General features: G+C 32.9%; 25 protein-coding genes and 1 tRNA gene. 18 read left to right on the top strand and 8 right to left on the bottom strand.

The features are described 5' to 3' along the window. Nucleotides 1-185: 185 nt before the first annotated feature. Complete coding sequence (locus AABD74_RS22195) at nucleotides 186-590, top strand: thioesterase family protein (RefSeq protein ID WP_232678750.1); 405 nt, start codon at nucleotides 186-188, stop codon at nucleotides 588-590. 31 nt (nucleotides 591-621) lie between these two features. Here the strand turns inward: AABD74_RS22195 and AABD74_RS22190 are convergent, their stop codons facing one another. The 3 genes from AABD74_RS22190 to ribD form a co-directional block, all read right to left on the bottom strand. After that, nucleotides 622-1,254 carry an IMPACT family protein gene (locus AABD74_RS22190; protein ID WP_406844323.1) on the bottom strand — a complete coding sequence of 211 codons (633 nt, stop codon included), beginning with the start codon at nucleotides 1,252-1,254 and terminating at the stop codon, nucleotides 622-624. Nucleotides 1,255-1,364: 110 nt separating this feature from the next. Continuing rightward, nucleotides 1,365-1,967, bottom strand: a complete 603-nt coding sequence (locus tag AABD74_RS22185) for an HAD family hydrolase (RefSeq protein WP_406844322.1) — start codon at nucleotides 1,965-1,967, stop codon at nucleotides 1,365-1,367. Beyond that, complete coding sequence (ribD, locus tag AABD74_RS22180; protein ID WP_406844321.1) at nucleotides 1,960-3,009, bottom strand: bifunctional diaminohydroxyphosphoribosylaminopyrimidine deaminase/5-amino-6-(5-phosphoribosylamino)uracil reductase RibD; 1,050 nt, start codon at nucleotides 3,007-3,009, stop codon at nucleotides 1,960-1,962. The genes AABD74_RS22185 and ribD overlap by 8 nt, the downstream gene beginning before the upstream one ends. A 126-nt stretch (nucleotides 3,010-3,135) precedes the next feature. Here ribD and AABD74_RS22175 point away from each other — a divergent pair, with 126 nt between their 5' ends. The 3 genes from AABD74_RS22175 to prmC are packed head-to-tail and all read left to right on the top strand — an operon-like array spanning nucleotide 3,136 to nucleotide 5,331. Beyond that, a complete protein-coding gene (locus tag AABD74_RS22175) occupies nucleotides 3,136-3,621 on the top strand; it encodes a GNAT family N-acetyltransferase (RefSeq protein WP_232678758.1) in 486 nt (161 codons plus the stop codon). Between the two features lie 4 nt (nucleotides 3,622-3,625). Beyond that, nucleotides 3,626-4,432, top strand: coding sequence for a hypothetical protein (locus tag AABD74_RS22170; RefSeq protein WP_232678761.1), 807 nt, complete (start codon nucleotides 3,626-3,628; stop codon nucleotides 4,430-4,432). Nucleotides 4,433-4,464: 32 nt separating this feature from the next. Continuing rightward, the gene (gene prmC / locus AABD74_RS22165; protein WP_232678763.1) at nucleotides 4,465-5,331 is read left to right on the top strand and encodes a peptide chain release factor N(5)-glutamine methyltransferase; all 867 of its coding nucleotides are present in this window, start codon (nucleotides 4,465-4,467) and stop codon (nucleotides 5,329-5,331) included. A 68-nt stretch (nucleotides 5,332-5,399) separates the two neighbouring features. Here prmC and AABD74_RS22160 read toward each other — a convergent pair whose 3' ends face one another. Then, entirely contained in the window at nucleotides 5,400-6,644 is a 1,245-nt protein-coding gene (locus AABD74_RS22160; RefSeq protein WP_406844320.1) for an ABC transporter permease, read from the bottom strand. Nucleotides 6,645-6,885: 241 nt separating this feature from the next. Here AABD74_RS22160 and hisS point away from each other — a divergent pair, with 241 nt between their 5' ends. The 12 genes from hisS (at nucleotide 6,886) to AABD74_RS22100 (ending at nucleotide 18,372) form a co-directional block, all read left to right on the top strand. Beyond that, the gene (gene hisS / locus AABD74_RS22155; RefSeq protein WP_232678767.1) at nucleotides 6,886-8,313 is read left to right on the top strand and encodes a histidine--tRNA ligase; all 1,428 of its coding nucleotides are present in this window, start codon (nucleotides 6,886-6,888) and stop codon (nucleotides 8,311-8,313) included. A 549-nt stretch (nucleotides 8,314-8,862) separates the two neighbouring features. Then, a tRNA-Trp gene (locus tag AABD74_RS22150) sits at nucleotides 8,863-8,933 on the top strand. A 455-nt stretch (nucleotides 8,934-9,388) separates the two neighbouring features. Then, complete coding sequence (locus AABD74_RS22145; protein WP_232678769.1) at nucleotides 9,389-9,967, top strand: nucleotide exchange factor GrpE; 579 nt, start codon at nucleotides 9,389-9,391, stop codon at nucleotides 9,965-9,967. A 78-nt stretch (nucleotides 9,968-10,045) separates the two neighbouring features. Then, on the top strand, nucleotides 10,046-11,155 hold the full coding sequence (gene dnaJ, locus AABD74_RS22140) for a molecular chaperone DnaJ (RefSeq protein WP_255669395.1): 1,110 nt from the start codon (nucleotides 10,046-10,048) through the stop codon (nucleotides 11,153-11,155). Between the two features lie 163 nt (nucleotides 11,156-11,318). Next, nucleotides 11,319-12,248, top strand: coding sequence for an ABC transporter ATP-binding protein (locus AABD74_RS22135; protein ID WP_406844319.1), 930 nt, complete (start codon nucleotides 11,319-11,321; stop codon nucleotides 12,246-12,248). 69 nt (nucleotides 12,249-12,317) lie between these two features. Beyond that, nucleotides 12,318-13,634 carry an ABC transporter permease gene (locus tag AABD74_RS22130; RefSeq protein ID WP_406844318.1) on the top strand — a complete coding sequence of 439 codons (1,317 nt, stop codon included), beginning with the start codon at nucleotides 12,318-12,320 and terminating at the stop codon, nucleotides 13,632-13,634. Nucleotides 13,635-13,837: 203 nt separating this feature from the next. Then, a complete protein-coding gene (locus tag AABD74_RS22125; protein ID WP_232678775.1) occupies nucleotides 13,838-15,001 on the top strand; it encodes a sigma-54 dependent transcriptional regulator in 1,164 nt (387 codons plus the stop codon). Nucleotides 15,002-15,108: 107 nt separating this feature from the next. After that, entirely contained in the window at nucleotides 15,109-15,771 is a 663-nt protein-coding gene (locus tag AABD74_RS22120) for a DEAD/DEAH box helicase (RefSeq protein WP_406844317.1), read from the top strand. A gap of 83 nt (nucleotides 15,772-15,854) precedes the next feature. After that, nucleotides 15,855-16,670, top strand: a complete 816-nt coding sequence (locus tag AABD74_RS22115; protein WP_406844316.1) for an alpha/beta hydrolase — start codon at nucleotides 15,855-15,857, stop codon at nucleotides 16,668-16,670. 26 nt (nucleotides 16,671-16,696) lie between these two features. Continuing rightward, complete coding sequence (locus AABD74_RS22110; RefSeq protein ID WP_232678782.1) at nucleotides 16,697-16,915, top strand: putative signal transducing protein; 219 nt, start codon at nucleotides 16,697-16,699, stop codon at nucleotides 16,913-16,915. 117 nt (nucleotides 16,916-17,032) lie between these two features. Further along, nucleotides 17,033-17,836 (top strand): Cof-type HAD-IIB family hydrolase, encoded by an 804-nt coding sequence (locus tag AABD74_RS22105; protein ID WP_406844315.1) that lies wholly within the window; start codon nucleotides 17,033-17,035, stop codon nucleotides 17,834-17,836. 8 nt (nucleotides 17,837-17,844) lie between these two features. After that, nucleotides 17,845-18,372, top strand: a complete 528-nt coding sequence (locus AABD74_RS22100; RefSeq protein ID WP_406844314.1) for a GNAT family N-acetyltransferase — start codon at nucleotides 17,845-17,847, stop codon at nucleotides 18,370-18,372. Nucleotides 18,373-18,454: 82 nt separating this feature from the next. Here the strand turns inward: AABD74_RS22100 and AABD74_RS22095 are convergent, their stop codons facing one another. After that, nucleotides 18,455-18,979 (bottom strand): hypothetical protein, encoded by a 525-nt coding sequence (locus tag AABD74_RS22095; RefSeq protein WP_406844313.1) that lies wholly within the window; start codon nucleotides 18,977-18,979, stop codon nucleotides 18,455-18,457. A gap of 498 nt (nucleotides 18,980-19,477) precedes the next feature. Between AABD74_RS22095 and mtaB the strand changes: the two genes are divergently transcribed. Together mtaB and AABD74_RS22085 are read left to right on the top strand one after the other, a co-directional pair. Further along, on the top strand, nucleotides 19,478-20,812 hold the full coding sequence (gene mtaB / locus AABD74_RS22090; RefSeq protein ID WP_232678789.1) for a tRNA (N(6)-L-threonylcarbamoyladenosine(37)-C(2))-methylthiotransferase MtaB: 1,335 nt from the start codon (nucleotides 19,478-19,480) through the stop codon (nucleotides 20,810-20,812). 85 nt (nucleotides 20,813-20,897) lie between these two features. Then, nucleotides 20,898-21,872, top strand: coding sequence for an integrase core domain-containing protein (locus tag AABD74_RS22085; RefSeq protein WP_406843531.1), 975 nt, complete (start codon nucleotides 20,898-20,900; stop codon nucleotides 21,870-21,872). Between the two features lie 152 nt (nucleotides 21,873-22,024). Here AABD74_RS22085 and AABD74_RS22080 read toward each other — a convergent pair whose 3' ends face one another. The 3 genes from AABD74_RS22080 to AABD74_RS22070 all read right to left on the bottom strand — a co-directional run bounded on the left by AABD74_RS22080 (nucleotide 22,025) and on the right by AABD74_RS22070 (nucleotide 24,044). After that, nucleotides 22,025-22,534, bottom strand: coding sequence for a hypothetical protein (locus AABD74_RS22080; protein ID WP_232679496.1), 510 nt, complete (start codon nucleotides 22,532-22,534; stop codon nucleotides 22,025-22,027). A gap of 94 nt (nucleotides 22,535-22,628) precedes the next feature. Next, nucleotides 22,629-23,345, bottom strand: a complete 717-nt coding sequence (locus AABD74_RS22075) for a 3-ketoacyl-ACP reductase (RefSeq protein WP_406844312.1) — start codon at nucleotides 23,343-23,345, stop codon at nucleotides 22,629-22,631. A 111-nt stretch (nucleotides 23,346-23,456) separates the two neighbouring features. After that, nucleotides 23,457-24,044: an LURP-one-related/scramblase family protein gene (locus AABD74_RS22070; protein ID WP_232678794.1), complete on the bottom strand. Its 588-nt coding sequence runs from the start codon at nucleotides 24,042-24,044 to the stop codon at nucleotides 23,457-23,459. Between the last annotated feature and the right edge of the window lie 44 nt (nucleotides 24,045-24,088).

The raw sequence follows: 24,088 nt of genomic DNA, 5'->3' as shown, positions 1-24,088 counted from the left end.
GATTCAAATAAATTTTTATATTATTAATAAAGATTCTCCTGTAAAAATGGAGCAATTTTATTCCGTATTTCGGGATAACAAATATGTGAACAAATTTCTGTAAAAAAAAATATTTTGGTATCTAATTTTATAAAAAAAAGTTGTAAGAGAACTTCTGTAATTTAAATTTTTTTAACGTATAAATAATGAAAAATCATCAAACGCAAGTGCGTGTTCGTTACTCCGAAACTGACCAGATGGGGGTCGTTTATCATGGAAATTATGTGCCTTATTTTGAAATTGGCCGCGTGGAATGGCTTAGAAATAAAGGGATTTCGTACGCAAGTATGGAAGAAAGCGGAATTGGTCTCCCGATTGTTTCGATGCAGATCAATTATAAAAAATCAGCGCGTTATGATGAGCTTTTAACAATTCATACGACATTCAAAAGTCAGTCATCTGTCAAGATTGAATTTGACTGCGAAATCTATAATGAAGCAAATGAGTTATTAACAACCGCCGTATTTATTTTAGTATTTATTTCGTTAAAATCAGGTCGCCCGACTGCACCTCCGGATTATATTTTAGAATTGTTTAAAACCTTAACATAATTATTAAAGCGAAGGGTGTTTTTATAACAAATTACACAATTTTAATATCGATTTCAAACATTAAATCAAAAATGTCGAATATAGATTCGGCATTTTTTTTACGTGCTTTGGTCATTATTTTACCAATTGGAAGCCCGGAGCCTTCATCAATTTCCATTTCCTGAGATATAATTTCCAGTTTTTTCTCCTTTATAACACGCATTACCTTGTTCATGTTTTTATAATCGAAGGAAATTAAAAATTGAACATCAATTGTTTTTTCGACAATTTCACAAACCTCTAATGTCATTTGCGCTGTTGTCCGATAAGCAGCAATTAAACCGCCAACACCCAGTTTTGTGCCTCCAAAAATACGAACCACAACTATAAGAACGTTAGTCACGCCAAAAGATTGTATTTGTCCATAAATGGGAGCGCCTGCTGTATTGCTTGGCTCTCCATCATCGTTTGCACGATAAGAAATTTTTGGAGCCGTACCCAATTGATAAGCGTAACAATAATGTACAGCATGCGGATGAAGTTTTCTTAAATCTTCGATAATTGGTTTTACTTCATCCTCACTTTCTATAGGAAATGCATAGCCAAAGAATTTGCTTCCCTTTTCCTTAAAAAGAACTTCTTCAGATTCTGTGGCAATGGTTTGATACGTATCGTTATATTCCAAACTTAAAATTCTAAATTGTTTTTTGCCACAGATTAAAAGGATTAAAAGGATTTTTTTTAATTGATGTAAAAAATCTGTGTTAATCTTTTTTAATCTGTGGCTAAATATTTTTACAATAATTCTTTGCTAAATAAATCTACAACGTCTTCCTTGCCAACTTGTAAATTCCAAACACGCAAACCTAATGCAGCAGCGGCATCCGTATTTTCTTTTTTGTCATCAACAAATAACGTTTGCTCAGGAATTAAATTATGTTCGTCAATTAAATGTTGAAACGACTCAGCATTTGGTTTTCGTTTTTTAATTTCAAATGAAAAATGAACTTTTTCAAAACAATTATAAAAATCAGTATAAAAAGGAATCCCAACCGTTTTTTCAAAAGCAGCAATATGAATAGCATCTGTATTACTCAACAAAAACAAACGGTATTTTTTTGAAAGCTCTTTTAAGAAATCCAATCGATAAGAAGGGAAATCAGCCAAAATTGCATTCCAGGCGTTTAGGATTTCTTCTGTCGAAGAATTTGGAAGCTGTTTTTGAAACCCAGCCAGAAAATCATCGTATGAAATATCTCCGGTTTCAAATAATAAGTTCAAACGATCAAGATCAGCATTCCATTCCGTTAAACCCAAATTTTGCAAACCTGAAATTGTTCCTTGTTTGTCTAAATTGATAAAAATATCCCCAAAGTCAAAAATTATCGTATCAATCATGATTTCTTACGTATATTAATTCGTCGTTTTGAATATAAGTTTTAATAGCATTTTTCTTTTGAAGCTCTGGTGCTTTAATTCCTTTTTCAAAAGTATTTTTTCCAACAAAAATTCTGGCTTCGTCCCAAATATTTTGATTAATAAAAGACTGCAGGGTCTGTCTCCCGCCTTCAATAATTATAGACTGAATTTGATGTTTGTATAAAACGGTTAAAATCTGTCCGATCACATTTTCATTAAAATCAATTTTTTTAAAAATCGTATTTTTTGTAGAAACATTGTTTTCAGATTTCGAAAATACAATAGTTTTTACACTGTCATCAAAAACAAAACTATTTTTTGAGATTCGGTTATTTTGATCTAAAATCACCCGAACAGGATTATTTCCTGACCAATCCCGAACGTTTAATTTCGGATTATCATCAATAATGGTCTGCGTGCCGGCTAAAATCGCCTGTTCTTCGCTTCGCCATTTATGAACCAATTGTCTGGAATATTCGTTGCTTATCCAAACTGGTTTGCGTTCCTGGCCTTCTTCTTTTTCGGGAGCCAAAAATCCGTCCTGGCTTTCGGCCCACTTTAATGTAATATAAGGTCTCTTTTTTTGATGAAAAGTAAAAAAGCGTTTGTTGAGTTCACTGCATTCTTTTTCTAAAACGCCTACAACTACATTTGCTCCGGCCTCAATAAGTTTTTTAATTCCGTTTCCGGCTACTTTTTCATTTGGATCAACTGTTCCAATCACAACATTCGGAATTTCATTTGAAATAATTAAATCGCAGCAAGGCGGAGTTTTTCCAAAATGAGAACAAGGTTCTAAACTAACATAAATTGTTGCTTTTTTTAACAGCGATTTATCCCTTACAGATCGAACTGCATTGACCTCGGCGTGTGGTTCGCCGGTTTTTTTGTGCCAGCCTTCGCCAATAATCTTATCTTCATAAACAATTACACTTCCTACCATAGGGTTTGGATAAGTTGTTCCAAAACCATTTTTAGCAAGTTCAATGCATCGTTTAATATATTTCTCATGTATATTCACCCTGCAAAAGTAACTATTTTTGAGTTTTGAGTCTAATGTTGCAATGATTGTTGTGAAACAATCCAAATTGTTATGAAACTATCGGAAAAGTATTTTTATTTTTGTAGATATAAGCAAATATATAAAATGAAAAATTGGATTATCAGAAAAATTAAAAAAGAAGACAATCAAGAAGTTGCGAAGCTAATACGATCAGTTTTTGATGAAATGGAAATTCCCAAAGCAGGTACCGCTTATGAAGATCCATATTTAGATTTAATGTTTGAAGAGTATAATAAACCACAATCAGTCTATTTTGTAGTTGAAAGTGAAGGGAAAATTTTAGGATGTGCAGGAATTGCACCGCTAGAGAATGGAGACCCTAAAATTTGTGAATTGCAAAAAATGTATTTTTTGCCAGAAGTCCGCGGATTAGGAATTGGAAGCAAAATGATGGAAGAATGTTTAACGGAAGCCGGAAAATTTGGTTTTGAAAAATGTTATATCGAAACTATGCCGTTTATGCATGCAGCACAAAAATTATATAGAAAATCAGGTTTTGAATATTTAGATACGCCAATGGGTTGTACCGGACATAATTCTTGCCCTGTCTGGATGTTGAAAAAATTATAAGTCCATGAGAAAAATTATTTTCAGCCTTTTTTTACTTTCATTTTTGTTTTCTTGTAAAGACACTGCAAAAGTAAAAGCAATAAAAAATACCAAAATTGCAAAAGATACAGTTGTTAAAGCCCTAGAAAATAAAGCTGACATTGCTGCAGAAGAATTTAAAAATGAATTCAATATCCTGATACCGCAAAATTACCGAACTTTTAATAACGAAAATCCTGTAACTGCTTTAAATGAGAAATGGATTGAATTGTATCAGGAAAGTGGAGAGTATTTTTTAGGAAAAGCTAATTTTAAAATTGAAAAAGGATATAGCGAATGCTCCGGCGATTCTGTCCTTTCAATTCTGTCTGAAAAAAAAGTTTTATTATTAATGGACCTTCCAAAATTGAAAACAGGAAAAATAAAATCCTTAAAAATTGATAGAGACAAAATCTGGCCGAAAGAAAAACTAAGTTTTACTTTTAATAATCTCAATTATACTTTACGTGGAGATGGAAAAATACTTTCTGAAGAAAAAGTTAGTACTGATGATGATAAAATAGAGATTTTTAAGAAAGTAGAAGATTATAAGCTGTATTTAAGCGTGGGGAATAATCCTGAAAAACTGCTTCTGGCTGAAACGTCTTTTAATGACACTTTTGTAGAATTGCTTTTTGCAGGAGATATTGACGGTGATGGAAAACTAGACTTTATTTTTGGGGCAAATAGAAATTATGAAGAAGATCGGGTGATTTTGTTTCTTTCATCAGAAGCTGAGAACGGGGAGGCGGTGAAGAAAGTTTCGGAAATAGCAGTACAATTTGACTGTTAAATAAAATTACTATCTAATAACAGATATAAAAAATGAAAATTAAACAATATCGTACTCAGTTTATTAAAGAGTTATCTACTTTGTATGATGCGTACGAAGCAGAAAGTTTTTTCTATTTAATTTTAGAAGATAAACACAGGCTGCGTCAAATAGATTTGGCTCTAAATCACGAATTATTTTTTTCTGAATCTGATTTTGCTGTTTGGGATTTATTACTTGCGCAGCTAAAAAAAGAAGTTCCAATTCAATATTTATTAGGTAAAACCAGTTTTTACGGTTTAGAATTTGAAGTAAACGAAAATGTCCTGATTCCAAGACCCGAAACAGAAGAGTTAGTAGAATGGATCATTAACGAAAACAAAACATTTGATAAAATCAAAAAACTAAAAATTCTTGATATCGGTACCGGAAGCGGGTGTATTGCTATTTCGCTGGCTAAAAATCTTCCAAATGCAGACGTATATGCTATGGATGTTTCAAAAAAAGCAATAGAAACGGCAAAACGAAATGCCAGCAGAAATAAAGTAGATGTTACTTTTATATTTCAGGATATTTTAAAAACCGAAGAATTGAAAAGTCAATTTGATATAATTGTTTCAAATCCGCCTTATGTGAGAAATCTTGAAAAAGAAGAAATAAAAAAAAATGTTCTCGATTACGAACCGCATTTAGCACTTTTTGTAGACGACAATGATGCATTGGTTTTTTACAGAAAAATAGCATCTTTGGCACAAAATAATCTCTTAGAAAACGGACGGTTGTATTTTGAAATCAATCAGTATTTAGGAAAAGAAATGATCGATTTATTAGGCAAAATGGATTTTATAAACATTGATCTTCGAAAAGATATTTATTATAACGATCGTATGATTTCCTGCAAGGTTTCCAAAACCTTGTAGGTTTAATTTATTAACGATGAAAATACAATGTCTACAAGGTTTTGGAAACCTTGCAGGAAATGTGAAAATTACTCATATCGTAACGCCTCAATAGGATCTAATTGCGAAGCTTTAATTGCCGGATATAAACCGGAGACAATTGCAACCATAAAACTGGTTCCGAAAGCAGCAAAAATCGCCATCCACGGAATCACGAAAGCAAAACTCATTGCGGCAGCAAAAGCGAAACCTATTAGAATTCCTAACACAATTCCGACCAAACCGCCAATTTGTCCAATTAATAAAGTTTCGATAAAAAACTGAACAGAGATTGTGGCTTTTGTTGCGCCCAAAGCTTTTCTAACGCCAATTTCTCGGGTTCGTTCTGTAACCGAAACAATCATAATATTCATTAAGGCAATAGATGAACCTAAAATTGTGATAATAGAAATAATCCAGGATGCCCAGCCTAAATATTTTGTAATTCCTAAAATTCTGTTGATTAAATCGTCGCTTCGGCCAATTCCAAAATTATTATCGCGAACCGGACTTAGTTTTCGAACTCTTCGCATGGTACTTGTTGCATTATCCACGGCTTCGTCTAAAAGTTCTTTTTTAGAAACCATAACACTGATCGTATAATTGATATTTGGAGCCGTAAATAAAGACCGCGCCACCTGAATAGGAATTAAAACACGCAAATCCTGACTGTTTCCAAATGTTGAACCTTTTTCTTTTAAAACGCCAATAACTTTAAAACGTGCGCCGCGAATCGAAATTACTTTATCAATTGGGTTTACGTCTTTTAATAAACCTTTTTCAAAATCAGAACCTACAACGCAGGAATAAGTATTGTTATCAATATCAAACTGATTAAAAGAGCGTCCTAAAGTAGTTTCTAAACCTGAGTTTGAAATAAAATGTTCATCAACACCCACAACCGTAATTTCAGGATCTGTTTTGGTATCTAAAAATTTTACTTCCGCTTTTGAAGTTGCCGTAAACGAAAGAGAAGTTTCAGTAAAAGGATATTTGTATTTGTTTTTAAAAGCAACCGCTTCTGGATAAGAAATAATTGGGTTTATGATTTCCCGTTCGTTTCCACCGCGGTTACGAACCGTATTTTCATATTGATTGATGTTAAAAGTATTTGCTCCCATCGAAGCAAAATTGGTCGAAACCGTATTTTCAAGTGCCGTTACAACAGTTAAAATTCCAACCAAAGCGGTAATTCCGATAGCAATAATTAAAACAGTAAGAATGGTTCGCAGTAATTGAGTTTTGATAGAACCAAAAGCAATTCGGATATTTTCTTTAAATAATTTTAGCATCATGACCAATTTGTCACGAAAATACGGTTTTTGTTACAAGTTTGTTTTCGAACCGCTATTATTTATTTTAAAAAGTAAGATATTTGCAGTCGATTTTAAATTAAGTCGAAAGTTGGAAAGGCATAAAGTCGAAAGTGTAAAACCAACAATCAAAAAAAACTAAAAATAAAATAATTTTAAAGGTTTTAGATTTTAGATCTCAAAGAAATCTAAAATCTAAAATCAACAATCTAAAATAAAAAAGATGGCTTCAAAACCAAGCATTCCACAAGGGACAAGAGATTTTTCGCCTGCCGAGGTGTCAAAACGTCAATATATAATTCAGACGATAAAAACTAATTTTGAGAAATTTGGTTTTCAGCCGATAGAAACTCCTTCGTTTGAAAACTCAGATACTTTGATGGGAAAATATGGGGAAGAAGGAGATCGTTTGATTTTTAAAATCCTGAATTCAGGAAACTTTTTCTTTAATAAAAACAAAATTGAATTACCGGAATCTATAGAATCGCTGCAGGTTAATTCTGCAGAAACAATAGATTTAAGCCAAAGAATTGAGCTGAATAAATTTACAGGAAGAATTTCAGAAAAAGCATTGCGTTACGACTTAACAGTTCCGTTTGCTAGATATGTTGTACAACATCAAAACGAAATTGAATTTCCTTTTAAAAGATACCAGATTCAACCAGTTTGGAGAGCTGACAGACCACAAAGAGGACGCTACAGAGAATTTTATCAATGTGATGCCGATGTAGTAGGCTCAAAATCGCTTTGGCAGGAAGTAGAATTGGTTCAGTTATACGATACCGTTTTTACCTCTTTAGGTTTAGAAGGTGTTACAATCAAAATCAATAACCGAAAAATATTATCTGGAATTGCCGAAGTTATTGGCGCTTCAGATAAATTAATTGATTTTACAGTTGCTCTTGATAAATTAGATAAAATTGGAGAAGACGGTGTAAAGAAAGAAATGATTGAAAAAGGTATATCTGAAACGGCGTTGGTAAAAGTACAGCCGCTTTTTAGCTTTAGCGGAACTTTCGCAGATAAAATCAATCAGCTTTCAGAATTATTAGCTTCATCAGAAGAAGGAATGAAGGGAGTAGAAGAATTGAAATTTATTTGTGACAATGTTGCAGTTTTAGGACTATCAACCGCAATTTTAGATCTTGATGTGACTTTGGCACGCGGATTAAATTATTATACAGGAGCTATTTTTGAAGTTGGAGCTCCAAAAACAGTTTCAATGGGTTCTATTGGCGGCGGCGGGAGATACGACGATTTGACGGGTATTTTTGGTTTGAAAAATATGAGCGGTGTAGGAATCTCTTTTGGATTAGATAGAATTTATTTGGTTTTGGAAGAATTACAATTATTCCCGGAAACTGTTGCAGCGACTTCAAAAGCAATATTTATCAATTATGGAGATAAAGAAGCTTTGTATGCTTCAAAAGCCATTCAGAAATTAAGACAGGAAAATATAAAAGTAGAATTGTATCCGGATAATGTAAAAGTTGGAAAACAGTTTCAATATGCAGATAAACGCTTGATTCCGTTTGCAGTAATTGCCGGCGATCAGGAAATTGCTTCAAACTCTTATGCCTTAAAGAATTTAGTGACAGGCGAGCAGGTTTCGGTTGATTTCGAAGGATTGAAAAAAGCTTTGTTAGGATAACTATTTGAAGCGAAGGTTTTTTGCCACAGATTGAACAGATTTAAAGGATTTTTGTTTCACGCAGATTGGACAGATTTTAGCAGATTTAATTTGATTTTTATATTAAATAATCTGCTTTAATCTGCCTATATCTTTTTAAAATCTGCGTGAAATAATTTTTTTTAGTGACAAGCGAATAGATTTCGACTAATTGAAAAAAAACTTTGTTAGAATAACTATTTGAAGCGAAGGTTTTTTGCCACAGATTGAACAGATTTAAAGGATTTTTTTTTCACGCAGATTGGGCAGATTAAAGCAGATTTAATTTGATTTTATATAAAATAATCTGCTTTAATCTGCCTAAATCTCTTTAAAATCTGCGTGAAATAATTTTTTTTAGTGACAAGCGAATAGATTTCGACTAATTGAAAAAAAACTTTGTTAGCTTAACTATTTGGAACGAAGGTTTTTGTCGCAGATAACCCAGATTAAAAGGATTTTCTTTTTAAATCTGGGTGAAATAATATTGCAGGTGAAGAAAAAAAACTTTTAATTTGCCCACCTTAAGTTACGGGCGTAGTTCAAGGGTAGAATAGCGGTCTCCAAAACCGTTGATGGGGGTTCGAATCCCTCCGCCCGTGCAATATTTTTTACTGCAAAGTACGCAAGGATTTTATCTAAGATACTTTCAAAAAAAGTTCACAAAGCTAAATCAACACAAAGCTTTGCGAACTTTTTCTTTTTATAAAGCTTAAGAGTAAAAAAACTTAGCGTTCTTTGCGGTAATTTTTTTTCAAAAAGCAAAAAAAAGCTTCGTCTCTATAAAGGCGAAGCTTTTTTTAATATAAGGTAAACTTGAATTAATAATTATTTAGAGGCCTAAGCCAACCCTTAAATTCAATTTTGATAGGTAATAATTTATGTTCCCAATTTGGATACCAAATATACGATAAACTAAATCGTAATAGTCTTAAAATTATAATAAATTTTTATTGTCTATTTTCGCTTTTTAAAACACTCATATTTAATAAAGTGACAATTTGACATTTTATAAGATTTGGCAGTACTTTTGCAATCTAAAAGAAAGAAATAAAAAATGAAGTTTAAGAATATTTTTAAAAATAAAAGTAATATGACTACGGAAAATACAGAATTCGATCAGGAATTAGACGATGTAACGTTAGAGAACAATGCCAACGGTGAGCAGTTAATTGTTGAAGAATTAAGTGTTGAAGAGCAATTAGCTCAAGACTTGGCAAAAGAAAAAGATAAGTTTTTGAGATTATTTGCCGAATTTGAAAATTACAAAAAAAGAACTTCAAAAGAGCGTATCGACCTGTTTAAAACTGCAAACCAAGAAGTTTTGTTAGCAATGCTTCCTGTTTTGGATGATTTTGACAGAGCGATTGTAGAAATCAACAAATCTGAAGATGAAAATTTAACTAAAGGTGTTGAATTGATTCACGAAAAACTAAAAAGCACTTTGGTAACTAAAGGTTTAGAGCAGGTTGATGTAAAAGCAGGAGATGCTTTTGATGCTGATTTTGCTGAGGCAATTACCCAGATTCCGGCTCCGTCTGAAAAATTAAAAGGGAAAATTGTTGATGTTATTGAAAAAGGATACAAATTAGGAGACAAAATTATTCGTTTCCCTAAAGTAGTAATCGGAAACTAAAAAATGCAAACAGAAGTTTCAAATACCAGCTTGAAAATTGGATTTTGGAATTTTTAGATTTGGAATTTAAACCTAATTATGAAAAAAGATTTTTACGAAATACTAGGCATTTCAAAAAATGCTGACGCTGCCGAAATAAAAAAAGCATATAGAAAAAGTGCGCTTAAATACCACCCTGATAAAAATCCAGGCGACAAAGAGGCAGAAGAAAACTTCAAATTAGCTGCTGAAGCTTATGAAGTTTTAAGCGATCCACAGAAAAAAGCAAAATATGACCAGTACGGACATCAGGCATTTGACGGTTCTGGCGGATTTGGCGGTGGTCACGGCGGTATGAATATGGATGACATTTTCAGCCAGTTTGGTGATATTTTTGGAGGCGGATTTGGCGGTTTCGGAGGCGGAGGCGGTGGACCTCGCCGTGCTAAAGGAAGCAATCTTCGAATTAAAGTAAAACTTACTTTAGAAGAAATTGCAAATGGTGTTGAGAAAAAAGTAAAAGTAAAACGTAAAGTTCAGGCAAAAGGTGTAACGTATAAAACCTGTACAACTTGTAACGGCCAAGGTCAGGTAATGCGTGTAACCAATACCATTTTAGGAAGAATGCAGTCAGCATCAACATGTCCTACTTGTGGTGGTTCTGGTCAAATTTTAGATAAAAAACCTTCTGAAGCAGACTCACAAGGAATGGTTCAGGAAGATGAAACAGTATCAATCAAAATTCCGGCTGGTGTTACTGACGGAATGCAGTTGAAAGTTTCAAACAAAGGAAACGATGCTCCGGGAAATAGTATTCCGGGAGATTTAATCGTTGCCATTGAAGAAGTAGAACACGAGTTCTTAAAACGTGAAGGTGAAAATATTCATTTTGATTTATACATCAGTTTCCCGGAAGCAGTTTTAGGAGTTTCAAAAGATATTGAAGCAATCAACGGAAAAGTTCGTATTAAACTGGAAGAAGGAATTCAATCTGGAAAAATCTTAAGATTAAAAGGAAAAGGAATTCCAAGTTTAAACGGTTACGGAAGCGGAGATTTATTGGTTCACGTAAATGTCTGGACACCAAAAACGTTGAATAAAGAGCAAAAACAATTCTTTGAAAATGCTTTAAACGACGAACATTTTATACCAAGCCCTGAAAAATCAGAGAAATCATTTTTTGAAAAAGTAAAAGATATGTTCTCATAATCTAAACTTTTTCTAAATGTTTAAATAAATTCAAAACCCATTCTAAACATAAATAGAATGGGTTTTTTGCGTATTATTATGCAGATTCGCTAGTAATTATTTACTTTTACAGACTGTTGGCAAAAATGTCAAAAGCCAGCACAAGAAAATCCAAAAAAACAAAATGAGCAACTTACTCGAAGTACATAAAGTCGTAAAACAATATGGCGATTATGTAGCGCTTAACGAAGTTTCATTAAATGTGCCAAAAGGCAGTATATATGGACTTTTAGGTCCAAATGGAGCTGGAAAAACTTCCCTAATCAGAATCATCAATCAAATTACAATGCCGGACAGCGGCGAAGTAATTTTAGATGGAGAAAAACTGCAGCCAAAACACGTGCAGACAATTGGTTATCTTCCGGAAGAACGAGGGTTATACAGCTCGATGAAAGTAGGGGAACAATGCTTATATCTCGCGCAAATGAAAGGACTTTCTAAAACCGAAGCCAAAAAACAATTGGATTATTGGTTTGATCGTTTAGGAATTCAAGGCTGGTGGAATAAAAAAATTCAGGAACTTTCTAAAGGAATGGCGCAGAAAATCCAGTTTGTAGTTTGTGTACTGCACAAACCAAAATTGTTAATTTTTGATGAGCCTTTCTCGGGTTTTGATCCAGTAAATGCCAATGTTATAAAAGATGAAATTCTGGCATTAAAAGAGCAGGGTTCAACCATTATTTTTTCGACACACAGAATGGAAAGTGTAGAAGAACTTTGTGATCATATTGCCTTAATCCACAAATCAAATAAACTGATTGAAGGAAAAGTAGGCGATGTAAAACGCCAGTTTAAAACCAACAGTTTTGAAGTGGGAATCCTGACCAATAATGTTGAAGGTTTGATGTACGATATTACACAAAAGTTTACTGTTTCGCCTGCTAATTTTAAATCCTTAAACGACGATTTAAAATTAAATATTCAAATAGGAAATGCAGCACCAAATGAATTATTAAATGTCCTGACACAACGCGGGCAAGTAACGCATTTCGTAGAAAAAATTCCAAGTGTAAACGATATTTTTATTCAAACGGTTACAGAGAATAAAGTTTAGATTTTAGAGTGAAAAACTAAAATCTAAATCGGTAATCTAAAATCAACAATCTAAAATCTAAAATTATAAATGAGCATCATTTCGTTGATTATAAAAAGAGAATTTATTGCCAAAGTCCGCAATAAATCTTTTGTTGTCATGACTTTTTTGAGTCCGCTTTTGTTTGTTGCGATAGCCGTTTTTATAGGCTATCTGAGCACGATGAAAGCCGAAACAAAACGTATTGCAATTCATGACGAAACCGGACTTTTTACTGCCGATTTTTTAAAAGAAAATAAAAAAGGTGCCGAATTCAAATATCTGAATTTATCTGAAATTGATGTAAAAGCTTTAAAAGACAGCATTACAAAAGAAAATTTCAGCGGATTAATTGTTATTCCAAAAACAAATAAAACAAAAGATTTAGAAAGTAAAATTGAATTTATTTCGAATAACAGCCCGAGCATTTCTTTTATTGAAGGCACGCAGAAAATCATCGGAACAAAAATTACCAAACTAAATCTGGAAGAAGCAAAACTAGATACTCTGAAAATTCAAAAAGCACAGTCAGAGGTCAATATTCATTTGGTTAAAGCTTCGGGAGAAGAAAGTTTAAAAGGGTTAAATGAAATAAAAATCGCAATAGGCGGGGCATTCGGATATTTGATTATGATGTTTATAATCATTTACGGAAATATGGTAATGCGAAGCGTAATTGAAGAAAAAACAAACCGTATTGTCGAAATCATTATTTCATCTGTAAAACCCTTTCAGTTAATGATTGGTAAAATTGTTGGAACATCATTGGCCGGAATTTTACAATTTATAATTTGGGCGATTATTGGTTTAGGGTTAATGTTTGCGGCATCAACATTTTTTGGAGTAAACGTTGGGCCAACAGCCAGAATTTCGCCAGAATTAATGCAATCTGCCCAGCATGAATTTTCTGGAACAGCGCAAATGTATATTACCGAATTATGGAACCTGCCAATCGCAAGCATTATAATTGGTTTTGTAATTTATTTCATCGGAGGCTATTTTCTATACAGTTCGTTTTATGCAGCAATTGGAGCCGCTGTTGATAATCAAACCGATTCGCAGCAATTTTTACTGCCAATATTAATGCCGTTAATTCTAAGTGTCTACATCGGATTCTTTACAGTTGTAAACGATCCACACGGAACAGTTGCCGTTGTATTTTCGATGATTCCGCTTACATCGCCAATAGTTATGCTAATGCGTATTCCGTTTGGCGTGCCGTGGTGGCAAATAGCAATTTCGGTATCATTATTGTTTGCTGCCTTTTTCCTTGTCGTTTGGTTCGCCGCAAAAATTTACCGAGTAGGTATTTTAATGTACGGCAAAAAACCAACGTGGAAGGAATTGTATAAATGGCTGAAGTACTAGCTTTTTAAAGTTGCAAAGGTTCAGAGGGACAAAGGTTCAAAGGTTTTGAGATTTGATTTTTTGTAACTTAGAATAAACAACTTAAAGATTATACTAGAGCTTAAAAAAAGATATTACTAATACTAGGTTGAAAGGAATTAATAGTGACAAAGATTTAAAACTTTGTACCTCTGAACCTTTGCAACTTTGAACCTTAGAAAAAAATGAGTAAAATACTAATTATCGAAGACGAAGCAGCGATTAGAAGAGTTTTGGTAAAAATATTATCAGAAGAAAATGATTCCTATCTGGTAGATGAAGCCGAAGATGGCGCAGCAGGTCTTGAAAAAATAAAAAACAACGATTACGATTTGGTTTTGTGTGATATCAAAATGCCAAAACTGGATGGTGTTGAGGTTTTAGAAGAAGTAAAAAAGATAAAACCGGAGATTCCGATGGTTATGATTTCAGGTCATGGCGATATGGAAACCGCAATTCATACCATGCGTCTGGGCGCTTTTGATTATATCTCAAAACCGCCAGATTTAAACCGTTTATTGAATACGGTTCGTAATGCTTTAGATAAAAAACAATTAGTTGTTGAGAATAAAATCTTAAAGAAAAAAGTCAGCAAAAATTACGAAATGATTGGCGACAGCGAATCAATTAATCATATTAAAGTGATGATTGATAAAGTTGCTCAAACCGAAGCAAGAGTTTTAATTACGGGGCCAAACGGAACCGGAAAAGAATTAGTAGCGCATCAATTACACGAAAAAAGCGAACGTGCTAATTTCCCTTTAATTGAGGTAAACTGTGCAGCGATTCCGAGTGAATTGATCGAAAGCGAATTATTCGGACACGTAAAAGGTGCTTTTACATCGGCAGTTAAAGATCGTGCCGGAAAGTTTGAAGCGGCAGATAAAGGAACTATTTTCTTAGATGAAATTGGAGACATGAGTCTTTCGGCGCAAGCCAAAGTTTTACGCGCGCTTCAGGAAAGTATGATTACAAGAGTGGGTGCCGATAAAGATATAAAAGTTGATGTTCGTGTCGTAGCCGCAACAAATAAAGATTTAAAAACAGAAATTGCCGAAGGCCGTTTCCGTGAAGATTTATACCATCGTTTGGCTGTAATTTTAATAAAAGTTCCGCCATTAAATGAAAGACGTGACGATATTCCGGCTTTGATCAAACATTTTGCAGAAAAAATTGCATCAGAACAAGGAAATGCGGTTAAAGTGTTTTCGGCGCAAGCCATACAATTATTACAGGAATACGATTGGACAGGAAATATTCGTGAACTTCGAAATGTTGTCGAAAGATTAATCATTTTAGGAGGAAACGAAATCTCTGAAAGCGACGTGAAAATGTTCGCAAGCAAATAAAATTTTGCTGTAGGCTTTAGGCAATAAGCTTTAAGCTATTAACGATTTAGATTTTTTGCCTATAGCTTATTGCCTAAAGCTTAAAGCATTAAAAAAGCATAAAAAAAATGAAACTAAAAAAAATAAACGAGAAATTACAAGACGGATTAATTGAAAATGGATTAACAGAAGCAAATGTTTTGCAGCTGGAAACTTTTTCGACCATTAAAAGCGGTGCAGATTGTATTATTATTTCTCCGGAGAAAAGCGGAAAAACAACTACAATTGTTTTAAATGTGATTCAGCAATTGGCTGGAAAAACAGAAGAATCGCCTCGTGCTTTGATTATTGTAGAAGACAAAGCAAAAGTGCTTGAAATGGAAGAGCTTTTTGAGAAATACGGGAAATATACCAATCTCGAAGTATACGGTGTTCATGACAAAGGCGATATGGATTATGACAAAAATTACGTTTCTACGGGAATTGATGTTTTAATAGGAACGCCAAACAAATTGAGCGATATGTTTTCGACAGCGGGTTATAATGTAAACCGTTTGAAAATGTTTATTTTGGATGATGCAGATCCTATTTTGAAATTGCGACATGAAACTAAAATTATGCGTATTTCTAACAGTATTGCCAAAACACAGCGTTTAATTTTTGCTGAAACTTTGACAGAACGCATCGAAATTTTGGCTGACAAAATGCTGATCGAACCTTATTTGTTTGATATGGATGAAGAAGGCGAGGAGGAACTTGACGAAGAAGAAGACGATATTGAAGAAGAGTAAAAAGTTGCGGTTTTCAGTTTTCAGTCGCAGTTTTTTTTACTGTAAACTGTGACTGAGACTGAGACTGAAAACTAAATAAATATATGGAAATATTCAAAACGCTCAAATTCTTATCAATCGTACTTTTGTGCTTTTTTCTGATTATTTATGTTTTGATAATTTCTTATGTTTATTTTAATCAGGTTGAATTAGTTTTTCATAGTTCAAGACTACCAAAAGATTATAAGTTTGATTATCAGCAAAAATTTGAAGAAATTAACATCAAATCATTTGACGGAACTATTCTTGACGGATTATTATTTAAGACTGAAAACTCTAAAGGATTGGTTTTTTATCTTCATGGAAACGCAGGAACACTTGAAACCTGGGGTAAAATCGCAAAAGTATATACTTCATTAGGATACGATATCTTTATTTTAGATTATAGAAGTTTCGGGAAAAGCGAAGGCGAAATCGAAAATGAAGAACAATTGTCAAAAGACATTTCAATTGTATATCAGTCAATGACTAAAAGATATCCAGAAGATAAAATTATAATTGCCGGATATTCTATAGGTTCTGGATTTGCGGCTAAACTAGCTTTAGAAAATAAACCAAAAGCTTTACTGCTGCAGGCGCCGTATTATAATTTTTTAGAATTGTCAAGTAAACGAGTGCCAATGTTTCCGGACTTTATGAAAAAGTTTAGTTTAGAAACCAATGTATATCTTTCGCAGGTAAAAGCTCCGATTTATATTTTTCATGGAACGGCAGACCAATTAATTCCTTTTGAGAATTCGGTTCGGTTGAAAAAGCTTTTGAAATCAAATGCTGTTTTTTATCCATTAAAAAATCAGGAACATATTGGAGTAAATGAAAATGAAGATTTTCAAAATCAATTAAAAACAATACTAGAATAGATTAATAATTAATAAAATAAAATGTCATGGGATTAATGAAGGTGTTTTCAGGAAGTGAAGTATTAGCGATTGCTTTGCAGGAAAGATTAGAAGAAGCCGGTGTAGAAACTTTAAAAAAAGACAATATTCAATCAGCTCGTTTAGGAGGTTTTGGCGGTACAGATTTAGCCGTTGAGGTTTTCATTCAGGAAACAGATTTTGCAAAAGCAAATCCGGTTATTGAAGAATTTAGAATGAGTATTTAGGAAGTTTTTTTTCAGTGTTCAGTATTTAGTGTTCAGTTTGCAGCATCAAAATTATGACTGAACGCTAAATACTGAACACTGCAAACTGAATATTACTCAAAACAGAAAACTAAAAAAATGCAATACAAAATGTTAGTTCTCGACATGGATGATACCTTGTTGACAGACGACCACAAAATTTCTGATTTAAATAAAAAAGTTTTATTAGAAGCACAGGCAAAAGGTGTTTATGTTGTTTTGGCTTCGGGAAGACCAACAACGGCAATGATTGCTTATGCAAAAGAGCTGGAGCTGGATTTGAATGATTCTTATATGATTTCTTTTAACGGTGCAATTATCAGCCAGGTAAAAGATGATCTTGTTTTATTTGAACAGAAACTTACTGTAGAACAAATTCATGCTTTATACGATTATAGTATAAAGATGAAAACGCACATTATAACGTATTTAGATGACGAAATTATAAGTGAAACCGATTCTGAATATATCGAGATTGAAAAAGATATTACCGGAATGGCACACCGTAAAGTTTCGAGTTTTAAAGATTATGTTGACAGACCTGCTGTAAAATGTATTTTACTTGAAAATCCTGCTTATTTAAAAGAAGTCGAAAAAGATTTATTAGCTGCAATGCCTCATTTAAGTGTTTCTATGTCTAAACCTTTTTTCCTTGAAGCAGCGCAAAACGGGATAGATAAAGCAGCAAGTTTAAAACAATTAGCAGACAGACTCGGAATTCATCAAAGTGAAATTATCGCCGTTGGAAACGCAGGAAATGATTTAACTATGATCGAATATGCCGGTTTAGGTGTTTGGGTTGATAATGTAGCGCCTGAATTGCGCGATAAAGCCAATTTAATTGTATCTTCAAATAACAACGACGGAGTTGCCGAAGTAGTACAGAAATATATTTTAAATTAAATTTTGAGATGAAAAATCCAATCGAAACAGAACGTTTGATATTACGGAAGCTGGAACTTTCTGATGCAGAAGGAATGTTCGAATTGGATTCGAATCCGAATGTACATTTGTTTTTAGGAAATAACCCCATAAAACATATTGAGGAAAGTATTGATTATATCAAATTTGTTCAAAAGCAATACAAAGATTTTGGAACAGGCCGCCGGGCTGTCGTTTTAAAAGAAACCAATGAATTTATTGGCTGGTCAGGAATAAAGTATATTACAGACGAAATCAATAATCATAAAAACTTTTACGAGTTAGGATATCGTTTTATCGAAAAGCATTGGAGAAAAGGATATGCATCTGAAGCTGGAAAAGCTTTTATTGATGATGCTTTTAACGAAATGAAAGTAGAAAAACTTTACGCTTACGCAGATGCGGGAAATGAAAATTCAAGAAAGATTTTAGAAAAACTAGGTTTCCATTTTGTAAATTCTTTCGAATATGAAGGAGAAATAGAAGTTTGGTACGAACTTAAAAATCCAAACTTATAGGAATTGTATTTTAAGAAATGCGTTCCTCCAAATCTTTGAAAACTAAAGTCTGCAAAGATTTGGAAAACGTAGTTTCTTTGAATTATTTTTTAGCTACAGAAACAAAATATTTATTTCCGTCACCCATTGTAAGTTTTACACGTTCATCGCAAAGATCGATTGCATAAGCGGCACTTTCGTAACAGCTGCAAGTTGTGTTTTTATCTTTAGACATTTCAGTTTTACAATTGTTGTTTTTAAAAGTTGCCAACTGAGGAGTGTATAAGCTAACTAAATCTGTAGATGCAGTTACTAATGAAATAATACTTGCTGAATTATTGTTCATAATTCTGTAAACAATTCTATCAGTATAATTTACTTCATTTACAGTTACTTTACGAATGTAGGTATAAGACGTAGATTCTGCACCTGGCTCCTTTACTTCAAATTTAAATCCAACCGCACGAATGGCAATATCAAATTGTGACTGCGAATTTAAACTCGCCCAATTTGTTAAAGTACTAATAGATGGAAATGGGTTAGCAGCCGCAGCTGGGGCATTAGTTTGCGCTTGCGAACTAAAAATGGTTAAGAACATCAAGCAGATTGTGGGTAAAAATGCTTTCATAATGGAGTTTTTAATTTTTAATTTTTGCCTACTCTTTCTGGTTTTCGGCGTTCCCATTCGTTTTTAATAACAAAACAACAACATAACGATTGAAAATCAAAATTGTTTTATATGAATTGTTATTATATTAATATTAAAGTTTAAAATCTATAAAAACTCAATACAAGGCTGAAATTTTCTAAGCAAAGTTAAATGTAAGAAAATTTTAATCTAAAAAACAAAAAAATGTATTTAATCGATAAAATTTGCACTTAATCGATAATTTTGTCATTTTATTCCTATCGAATTATTTTTTTTCATCTTCTAAAATACAAAAATTAAGAAATAATTGATTTATTATTTGATTTTTTAATGCATTTTAAAATTCATGTTTTGTGCAAAATATTGATATATAGTGTATTATTGATTTTATTTTCAAGAATATTGTATGTAAATTTGCAAACTCTTTAATAGAGATGTAAATATAATATCTTGCTACTATAAATGTAGTGCATTCCTATGGAAAATAGAAAAAAAGTTGCTTTTTATACGCTTGGCTGCAAATTGAATTTCTCAGAAACCTCTACGATTGCCAGAAACTTTAATGATGAAGGTTTTGATCGTGTTGATTTTGAAGAAATTGCAGATATATATGTTATCAATACCTGTTCTGTAACAGAAAATGCTGATAAGCAGTTTAAGCAGGTTGTAAAAAAAGCAATGAAACTTAATGATAAAGCTTTTGTTGCAGCAGTTGGATGTTATGCACAATTAAAACCAGAAGAATTAGCAGCCGTTGATGGTGTTGATTTAGTTTTGGGTGCTACAGAAAAATTTAAAATCACAGACTATATTCACGATTTGAGCAAAAATGATATGGGTGAAGTTCATTCATGCGAAATTGCCGAAGCTGATTTTTATGTGGGAAGTTACTCCATTGGCGATCGTACACGTGCTTTTTTGAAAGTTCAGGACGGCTGCGATTATAAATGTACCTATTGTACAATCCCTTTAGCGCGTGGAATTTCGAGAAGTGATGCTTTGGAAAATGTTTTAAAAAATGCCAAAGAAATTTCGGCTCAAAATATTAGGGAAATTGTTTTAACCGGAGTTAATATTGGAGATTACGGAAAAGGTGAATTCGGAAATAAAAAACACGAACATACTTTTCTTGATTTAGTTAAGGCTTTAGATGAAGTTGACGGAATCGAGCGTCTTCGTATTTCATCCATTGAACCGAATTTACTGAAAAATGAAACGATAGATTTTGTTTCAAAAAGCCGAACTTTTGTACCGCATTTCCATATTCCGCTGCAGTCAGGAAGCAACGATATTTTAAAATTAATGAAACGCCGTTATTTGCGTGAAGTTTATACAGACCGTGTAAATAAAATTCGTGAAGTTATGCCGCACGCCTGTATTGGTGTCGATGTAATTGTTGGTTTTCCTGGAGAAACAGACGAACATTTCTTAGAAACATATCATTTCTTAAACGAAATGGATATTTCTTATCTGCACGTTTTCACATATTCTGAAAGAGACAATACAGAAGCTGCAGATATGCCTGGGATTGTTCCTGCGAATGTAAGAGCAAAACGCAGTAAAATGTTACGCGGATTATCGGTTAAAAAACGTCGTGCTTTCTACGAAAGTCAAATCGGAACCAACAGAACTGTTTTATTTGAAAGTGAAAATAAAGAAGGCTATATTCACGGTTTTACCGAAAACTACGTAAAAGTAAAAACGCCATGGAACCCTGAATTGATTAATACTTTACATGAAATCAATTTAACTAAAATTGATGAAGATGGAAGTGTTCGTTTAGAGTTTGTAAATAAATTGGCGGAAGCTTAAAAAAAATATATAGACAAAGTATTGTCATTTCTGTAAAGGTTAGATATTTCGGTAACAAAATTTAACTTTAATAAATTTTGTTGCGATGAGAAATAATAGTCAAGATTGCACATTAGAGAGAAACTATTTAGAGAAATATCGTTTCTTAATAAAAGAATATGAGCAGGTAAAAAATAAAACTCACCCGCTTTATAAAAAAGCGATGGATTTTTACACAGCAAATGACACTTGCAGAAAAAGTTTCTTAAAGTATTATAATCGTTATAAACAGAGCGGGAAATCTCGGGATCTATTACCCCAAAAGCGGGGTCCAAAATATAAAACCAGACGTCCTTTGCCCTTTATAGAACAGAAAGTAATAGAATTACGAGAAAAAGGAAACAACAGATATGAAATTGTTAGTATATTGAATCCCAAATTAGGAAAACATACACCATCATATTCTGGAGTTTATAATATTTTAAAACGGCATAAAATAAATAGATTAACTCCGAAGATTAAAAGGAATCATCAAAAAATAATCAAGGAAAGAATGGGACAGCTGGGTCATATTGATTGTCATTATTTAAGTAAAAGTATTGTTCGAGGAGAAAACAAAAAGCTCTATTTAGTCTGTGTAATTGATGACTACAGCCGGGTTGCCTGGGCAGAATTGGTTCCCGACATCACAAGTTTGACAGTTATGTTTGCCGCATTAAAATGCTTAAACATCTTAAGCAGTCATTATGAAATAAAATTTGAAGAGATATTATCTGACAATGGAGCTGAGTTTGGACCTAAAACAAGCAAGGTAAAAAATAATCATCCTTTTGAAAGAATGTTAATGGAATTAGGCATAGTGCACAGATACACAAAACCATATCGACCACAAACAAACGGCAAAGTAGAACGCTTTTGGAGAACTCTGGAAGATGATTTATTAAGAGATACTGATTTTGATTCTCAAGAAGAACTAAAGGAAGAATTATTACAATATTTATATTATTACAATCATGAAAGGCCACATCAGGGAATTGATGGAAAAAAGCCAATTGAAATGATAAATCCGTTACCGAAATAAGTGACTTTTACAATTTCGACCGAAGGGAGAAATCGCACTAGTAATTCCGCATAGAAAATCTCCAATCTTTGTCAACAAACTAGTGCGATTTCTCCCTTCGGTCGAAATGACAAATAAAAAAGCTTCTTAAAAGAGGCTTTTTTATTTTATAACTATTTCTGATTCTCGGGAATCACCAATTTCAAAGAATTAATATAATCTGTATCAAATTCAATAACTCTGATTTTTTCTGGATTAAAACCTAATTCGCCGCCAAACTGACCTCTGGTGTCCAAAAAATCAATTGTAAGTTCCTCATCAGTCAAAGAAATTAATTTACCTAAATAAGCTGATTTTGCAGACTTTTTAGAAATCTGAAAAATACCGTGCTGATTATTGATGAAATTTAAAATCGAGTTCAAATCCCGAATCGGAATAATATCTTCAGCATTTGTTTTTAAGCCTTTCAATCGGATTACTTTTTCTGTAAAAGCCAAATCCTGATCTCTGTGTATTGCTTCGATATTTTTATTCTTCAAAATCACATAACCGTCTAAAATATAATCAACCGGATTGTTTCGAAGTAAAATCCAGTCATCAGAATAATCAATAAGAAACCCGGTAAAAATTTCTTTTTTATCCTGAAATTCTATCGCAATTAATTGTCTTAAATATTGTTCCATCATTTTAGTTTTGAAAAATTCCAATATTTTTAAATTCCAAAATTCCAATTGTTTAAGAGTTGGAATTTGGAATTTATTTTTTGGAATTTTAAATTTAAGGATTAGTCGACCAAATACTGCTGTTTTTAATAAAAACCCTGCGGTTTAATTTAAGCTGTGCAATAATCAATTCAGCAACATCTTCAGACTGCATTACTTTTTCTGGGTTTCCATCTGTTAATTTTAAGTCGATTGCCAAATCTGTTGCTACGGTACTCGGTGTTAAAGCAGTAACACGAATATTGTGTTTTCTCATTTCCTGCATTAAAGAATCAGTTAAACCCATAACAGCAAATTTTGATGCACTGTAAGCACTTGTTACGGCATTTCCGTTTAATCCCGCTGTAGAAGAAATATTGATAATATCGCCCGTTTGTCTTTCGATCATTTGAGGGATAACAGCGCGGGTTGTATAATACGTTCCCATTAAATTTACCTTAATGATCCTTTCCCAGTCAGAAGGTTCTAACTCCAGAAATTTTCCAAAAGCACCAATTCCGGCATTATTAATCAGGATATCAATAGTTTTAAATTCGGCTAAAGCTTTTTCAACAGCAGTATTTATAGAATTGATGTCCGAAACATCTGCAGATAAAGCTAAAGATTTTACACCAAATTTATTTACTTCAACGGCTAATTGATCAACATCGGTCTGAGTTCTTGCTACAAGAATCACATTTACACCTTCTTTTGCCAAAGCAATAGCAATTGCTTTCCCAATTCCTTTACCTGCACCCGTAATAAGCGCATTTTTATTTTTTAAGTCTGTCATGATTTATGTTTAGAAATGCAAAAAGCATCATTTTAAGTCTAACAAAAATAAAGCTTTTGCAGACTAAAATGATGCTTTTAGGTGTTTTCTTAATCTAAGTTTAACAACTTTTTATTCTTTCAAAACCATGTCGATGCACATTACGGCAGCAAGAATTAATTGTCTAAGCGGACTATCTGATGGTACGGTTTCTTCAATTTGAAGTACATAATTATCTGCACTTGTAAAAAACTCTTTTCCTAATCCGGCCCATTTTTTACTTACCTGTGCAAGCTGTTTGTTTTCGTGAGAAAATTTAAAATCCCAGCCTGTCCATTTTCCTTGCAGCGTTGCTGCAGGTTTGTCATTTTTATCTAAGATTTCAAATCTTCCTCCAAATGAGAAAAATTTCTGTTTGAAGGTTCCAATTAATCTGTCTTTTTCGTCAAAAACTTCAACTGTTGAACGGAAAATGGCAATTCCTCTTTTTACCGAAATTAATTTTTCGCCCGAAGCAGTTGTGATTTCAACATTAAAAGGTGTTGCTCTTTTATAATCTGTAAAACGAAATACTTTAGTAAAGAAACCAAGATTATTTTCTCGGCAGTTCATGATTATTTGATTCGTTTGAGGGTCATAAATGTCATAATTGTTAGCAGCTTTAAACATTCCGATATGTTCTTTAACTAAAAATAGATTTTGGCTTAAAATTGGATTCATACGTTTTTAGGATTAATGATTCGATTAAAAACCAAATGTAAAGA

The organism is Flavobacterium soyae (assembly GCF_045348165.1).
Lineage (GTDB): Bacteria > Bacteroidota > Bacteroidia > Flavobacteriales > Flavobacteriaceae > Flavobacterium > Flavobacterium soyae.
The sequence above is the reverse complement of the archived record's forward strand: the minus strand, read 5'-3'. Positions and strand labels throughout refer to the sequence as shown.

Bases quoted from the DNA above. Each gene is read 5' to 3' on its own strand.
- AABD74_RS22195 (WP_232678750.1), top strand. From the start codon at position 186: ATGAAAAATCATCAAACGCAAGTGCGTGTTCGTTACTCCGAAACTGAC.
- AABD74_RS22185 (WP_406844322.1), bottom strand. From the start codon at position 1,967: ATGATTGATACGATAATTTTTGACTTTGGGGATATTTTTATCAATTTA.
- AABD74_RS22175 (WP_232678758.1), top strand. From the start codon at position 3,136: ATGAAAAATTGGATTATCAGAAAAATTAAAAAAGAAGACAATCAAGAA.
- AABD74_RS22170 (WP_232678761.1), top strand. From the start codon at position 3,626: ATGAGAAAAATTATTTTCAGCCTTTTTTTACTTTCATTTTTGTTTTCT.
- prmC (WP_232678763.1), top strand. From the start codon at position 4,465: ATGAAAATTAAACAATATCGTACTCAGTTTATTAAAGAGTTATCTACT.
- AABD74_RS22160 (WP_406844320.1), bottom strand. From the start codon at position 6,644: ATGATGCTAAAATTATTTAAAGAAAATATCCGAATTGCTTTTGGTTCT.
- hisS (WP_232678767.1), top strand. From the start codon at position 6,886: ATGGCTTCAAAACCAAGCATTCCACAAGGGACAAGAGATTTTTCGCCT.
- AABD74_RS22145 (WP_232678769.1), top strand. From the start codon at position 9,389: ATGAAGTTTAAGAATATTTTTAAAAATAAAAGTAATATGACTACGGAA.
- dnaJ (WP_255669395.1), top strand. From the start codon at position 10,046: ATGAAAAAAGATTTTTACGAAATACTAGGCATTTCAAAAAATGCTGAC.
- AABD74_RS22135 (WP_406844319.1), top strand. From the start codon at position 11,319: ATGAGCAACTTACTCGAAGTACATAAAGTCGTAAAACAATATGGCGAT.
- AABD74_RS22130 (WP_406844318.1), top strand. From the start codon at position 12,318: ATGAGCATCATTTCGTTGATTATAAAAAGAGAATTTATTGCCAAAGTC.
- AABD74_RS22125 (WP_232678775.1), top strand. From the start codon at position 13,838: ATGAGTAAAATACTAATTATCGAAGACGAAGCAGCGATTAGAAGAGTT.
- AABD74_RS22120 (WP_406844317.1), top strand. From the start codon at position 15,109: ATGAAACTAAAAAAAATAAACGAGAAATTACAAGACGGATTAATTGAA.
- AABD74_RS22115 (WP_406844316.1), top strand. From the start codon at position 15,855: ATGGAAATATTCAAAACGCTCAAATTCTTATCAATCGTACTTTTGTGC.
- AABD74_RS22110 (WP_232678782.1), top strand. From the start codon at position 16,697: ATGGGATTAATGAAGGTGTTTTCAGGAAGTGAAGTATTAGCGATTGCT.
- AABD74_RS22105 (WP_406844315.1), top strand. From the start codon at position 17,033: ATGCAATACAAAATGTTAGTTCTCGACATGGATGATACCTTGTTGACA.
- AABD74_RS22100 (WP_406844314.1), top strand. From the start codon at position 17,845: ATGAAAAATCCAATCGAAACAGAACGTTTGATATTACGGAAGCTGGAA.
- AABD74_RS22095 (WP_406844313.1), bottom strand. From the start codon at position 18,979: ATGAAAGCATTTTTACCCACAATCTGCTTGATGTTCTTAACCATTTTT.
- mtaB (WP_232678789.1), top strand. From the start codon at position 19,478: ATGGAAAATAGAAAAAAAGTTGCTTTTTATACGCTTGGCTGCAAATTG.
- AABD74_RS22085 (WP_406843531.1), top strand. From the start codon at position 20,898: ATGAGAAATAATAGTCAAGATTGCACATTAGAGAGAAACTATTTAGAG.
- AABD74_RS22080 (WP_232679496.1), bottom strand. From the start codon at position 22,534: ATGGAACAATATTTAAGACAATTAATTGCGATAGAATTTCAGGATAAA.
- AABD74_RS22075 (WP_406844312.1), bottom strand. From the start codon at position 23,345: ATGACAGACTTAAAAAATAAAAATGCGCTTATTACGGGTGCAGGTAAA.
- AABD74_RS22070 (WP_232678794.1), bottom strand. From the start codon at position 24,044: ATGAATCCAATTTTAAGCCAAAATCTATTTTTAGTTAAAGAACATATC.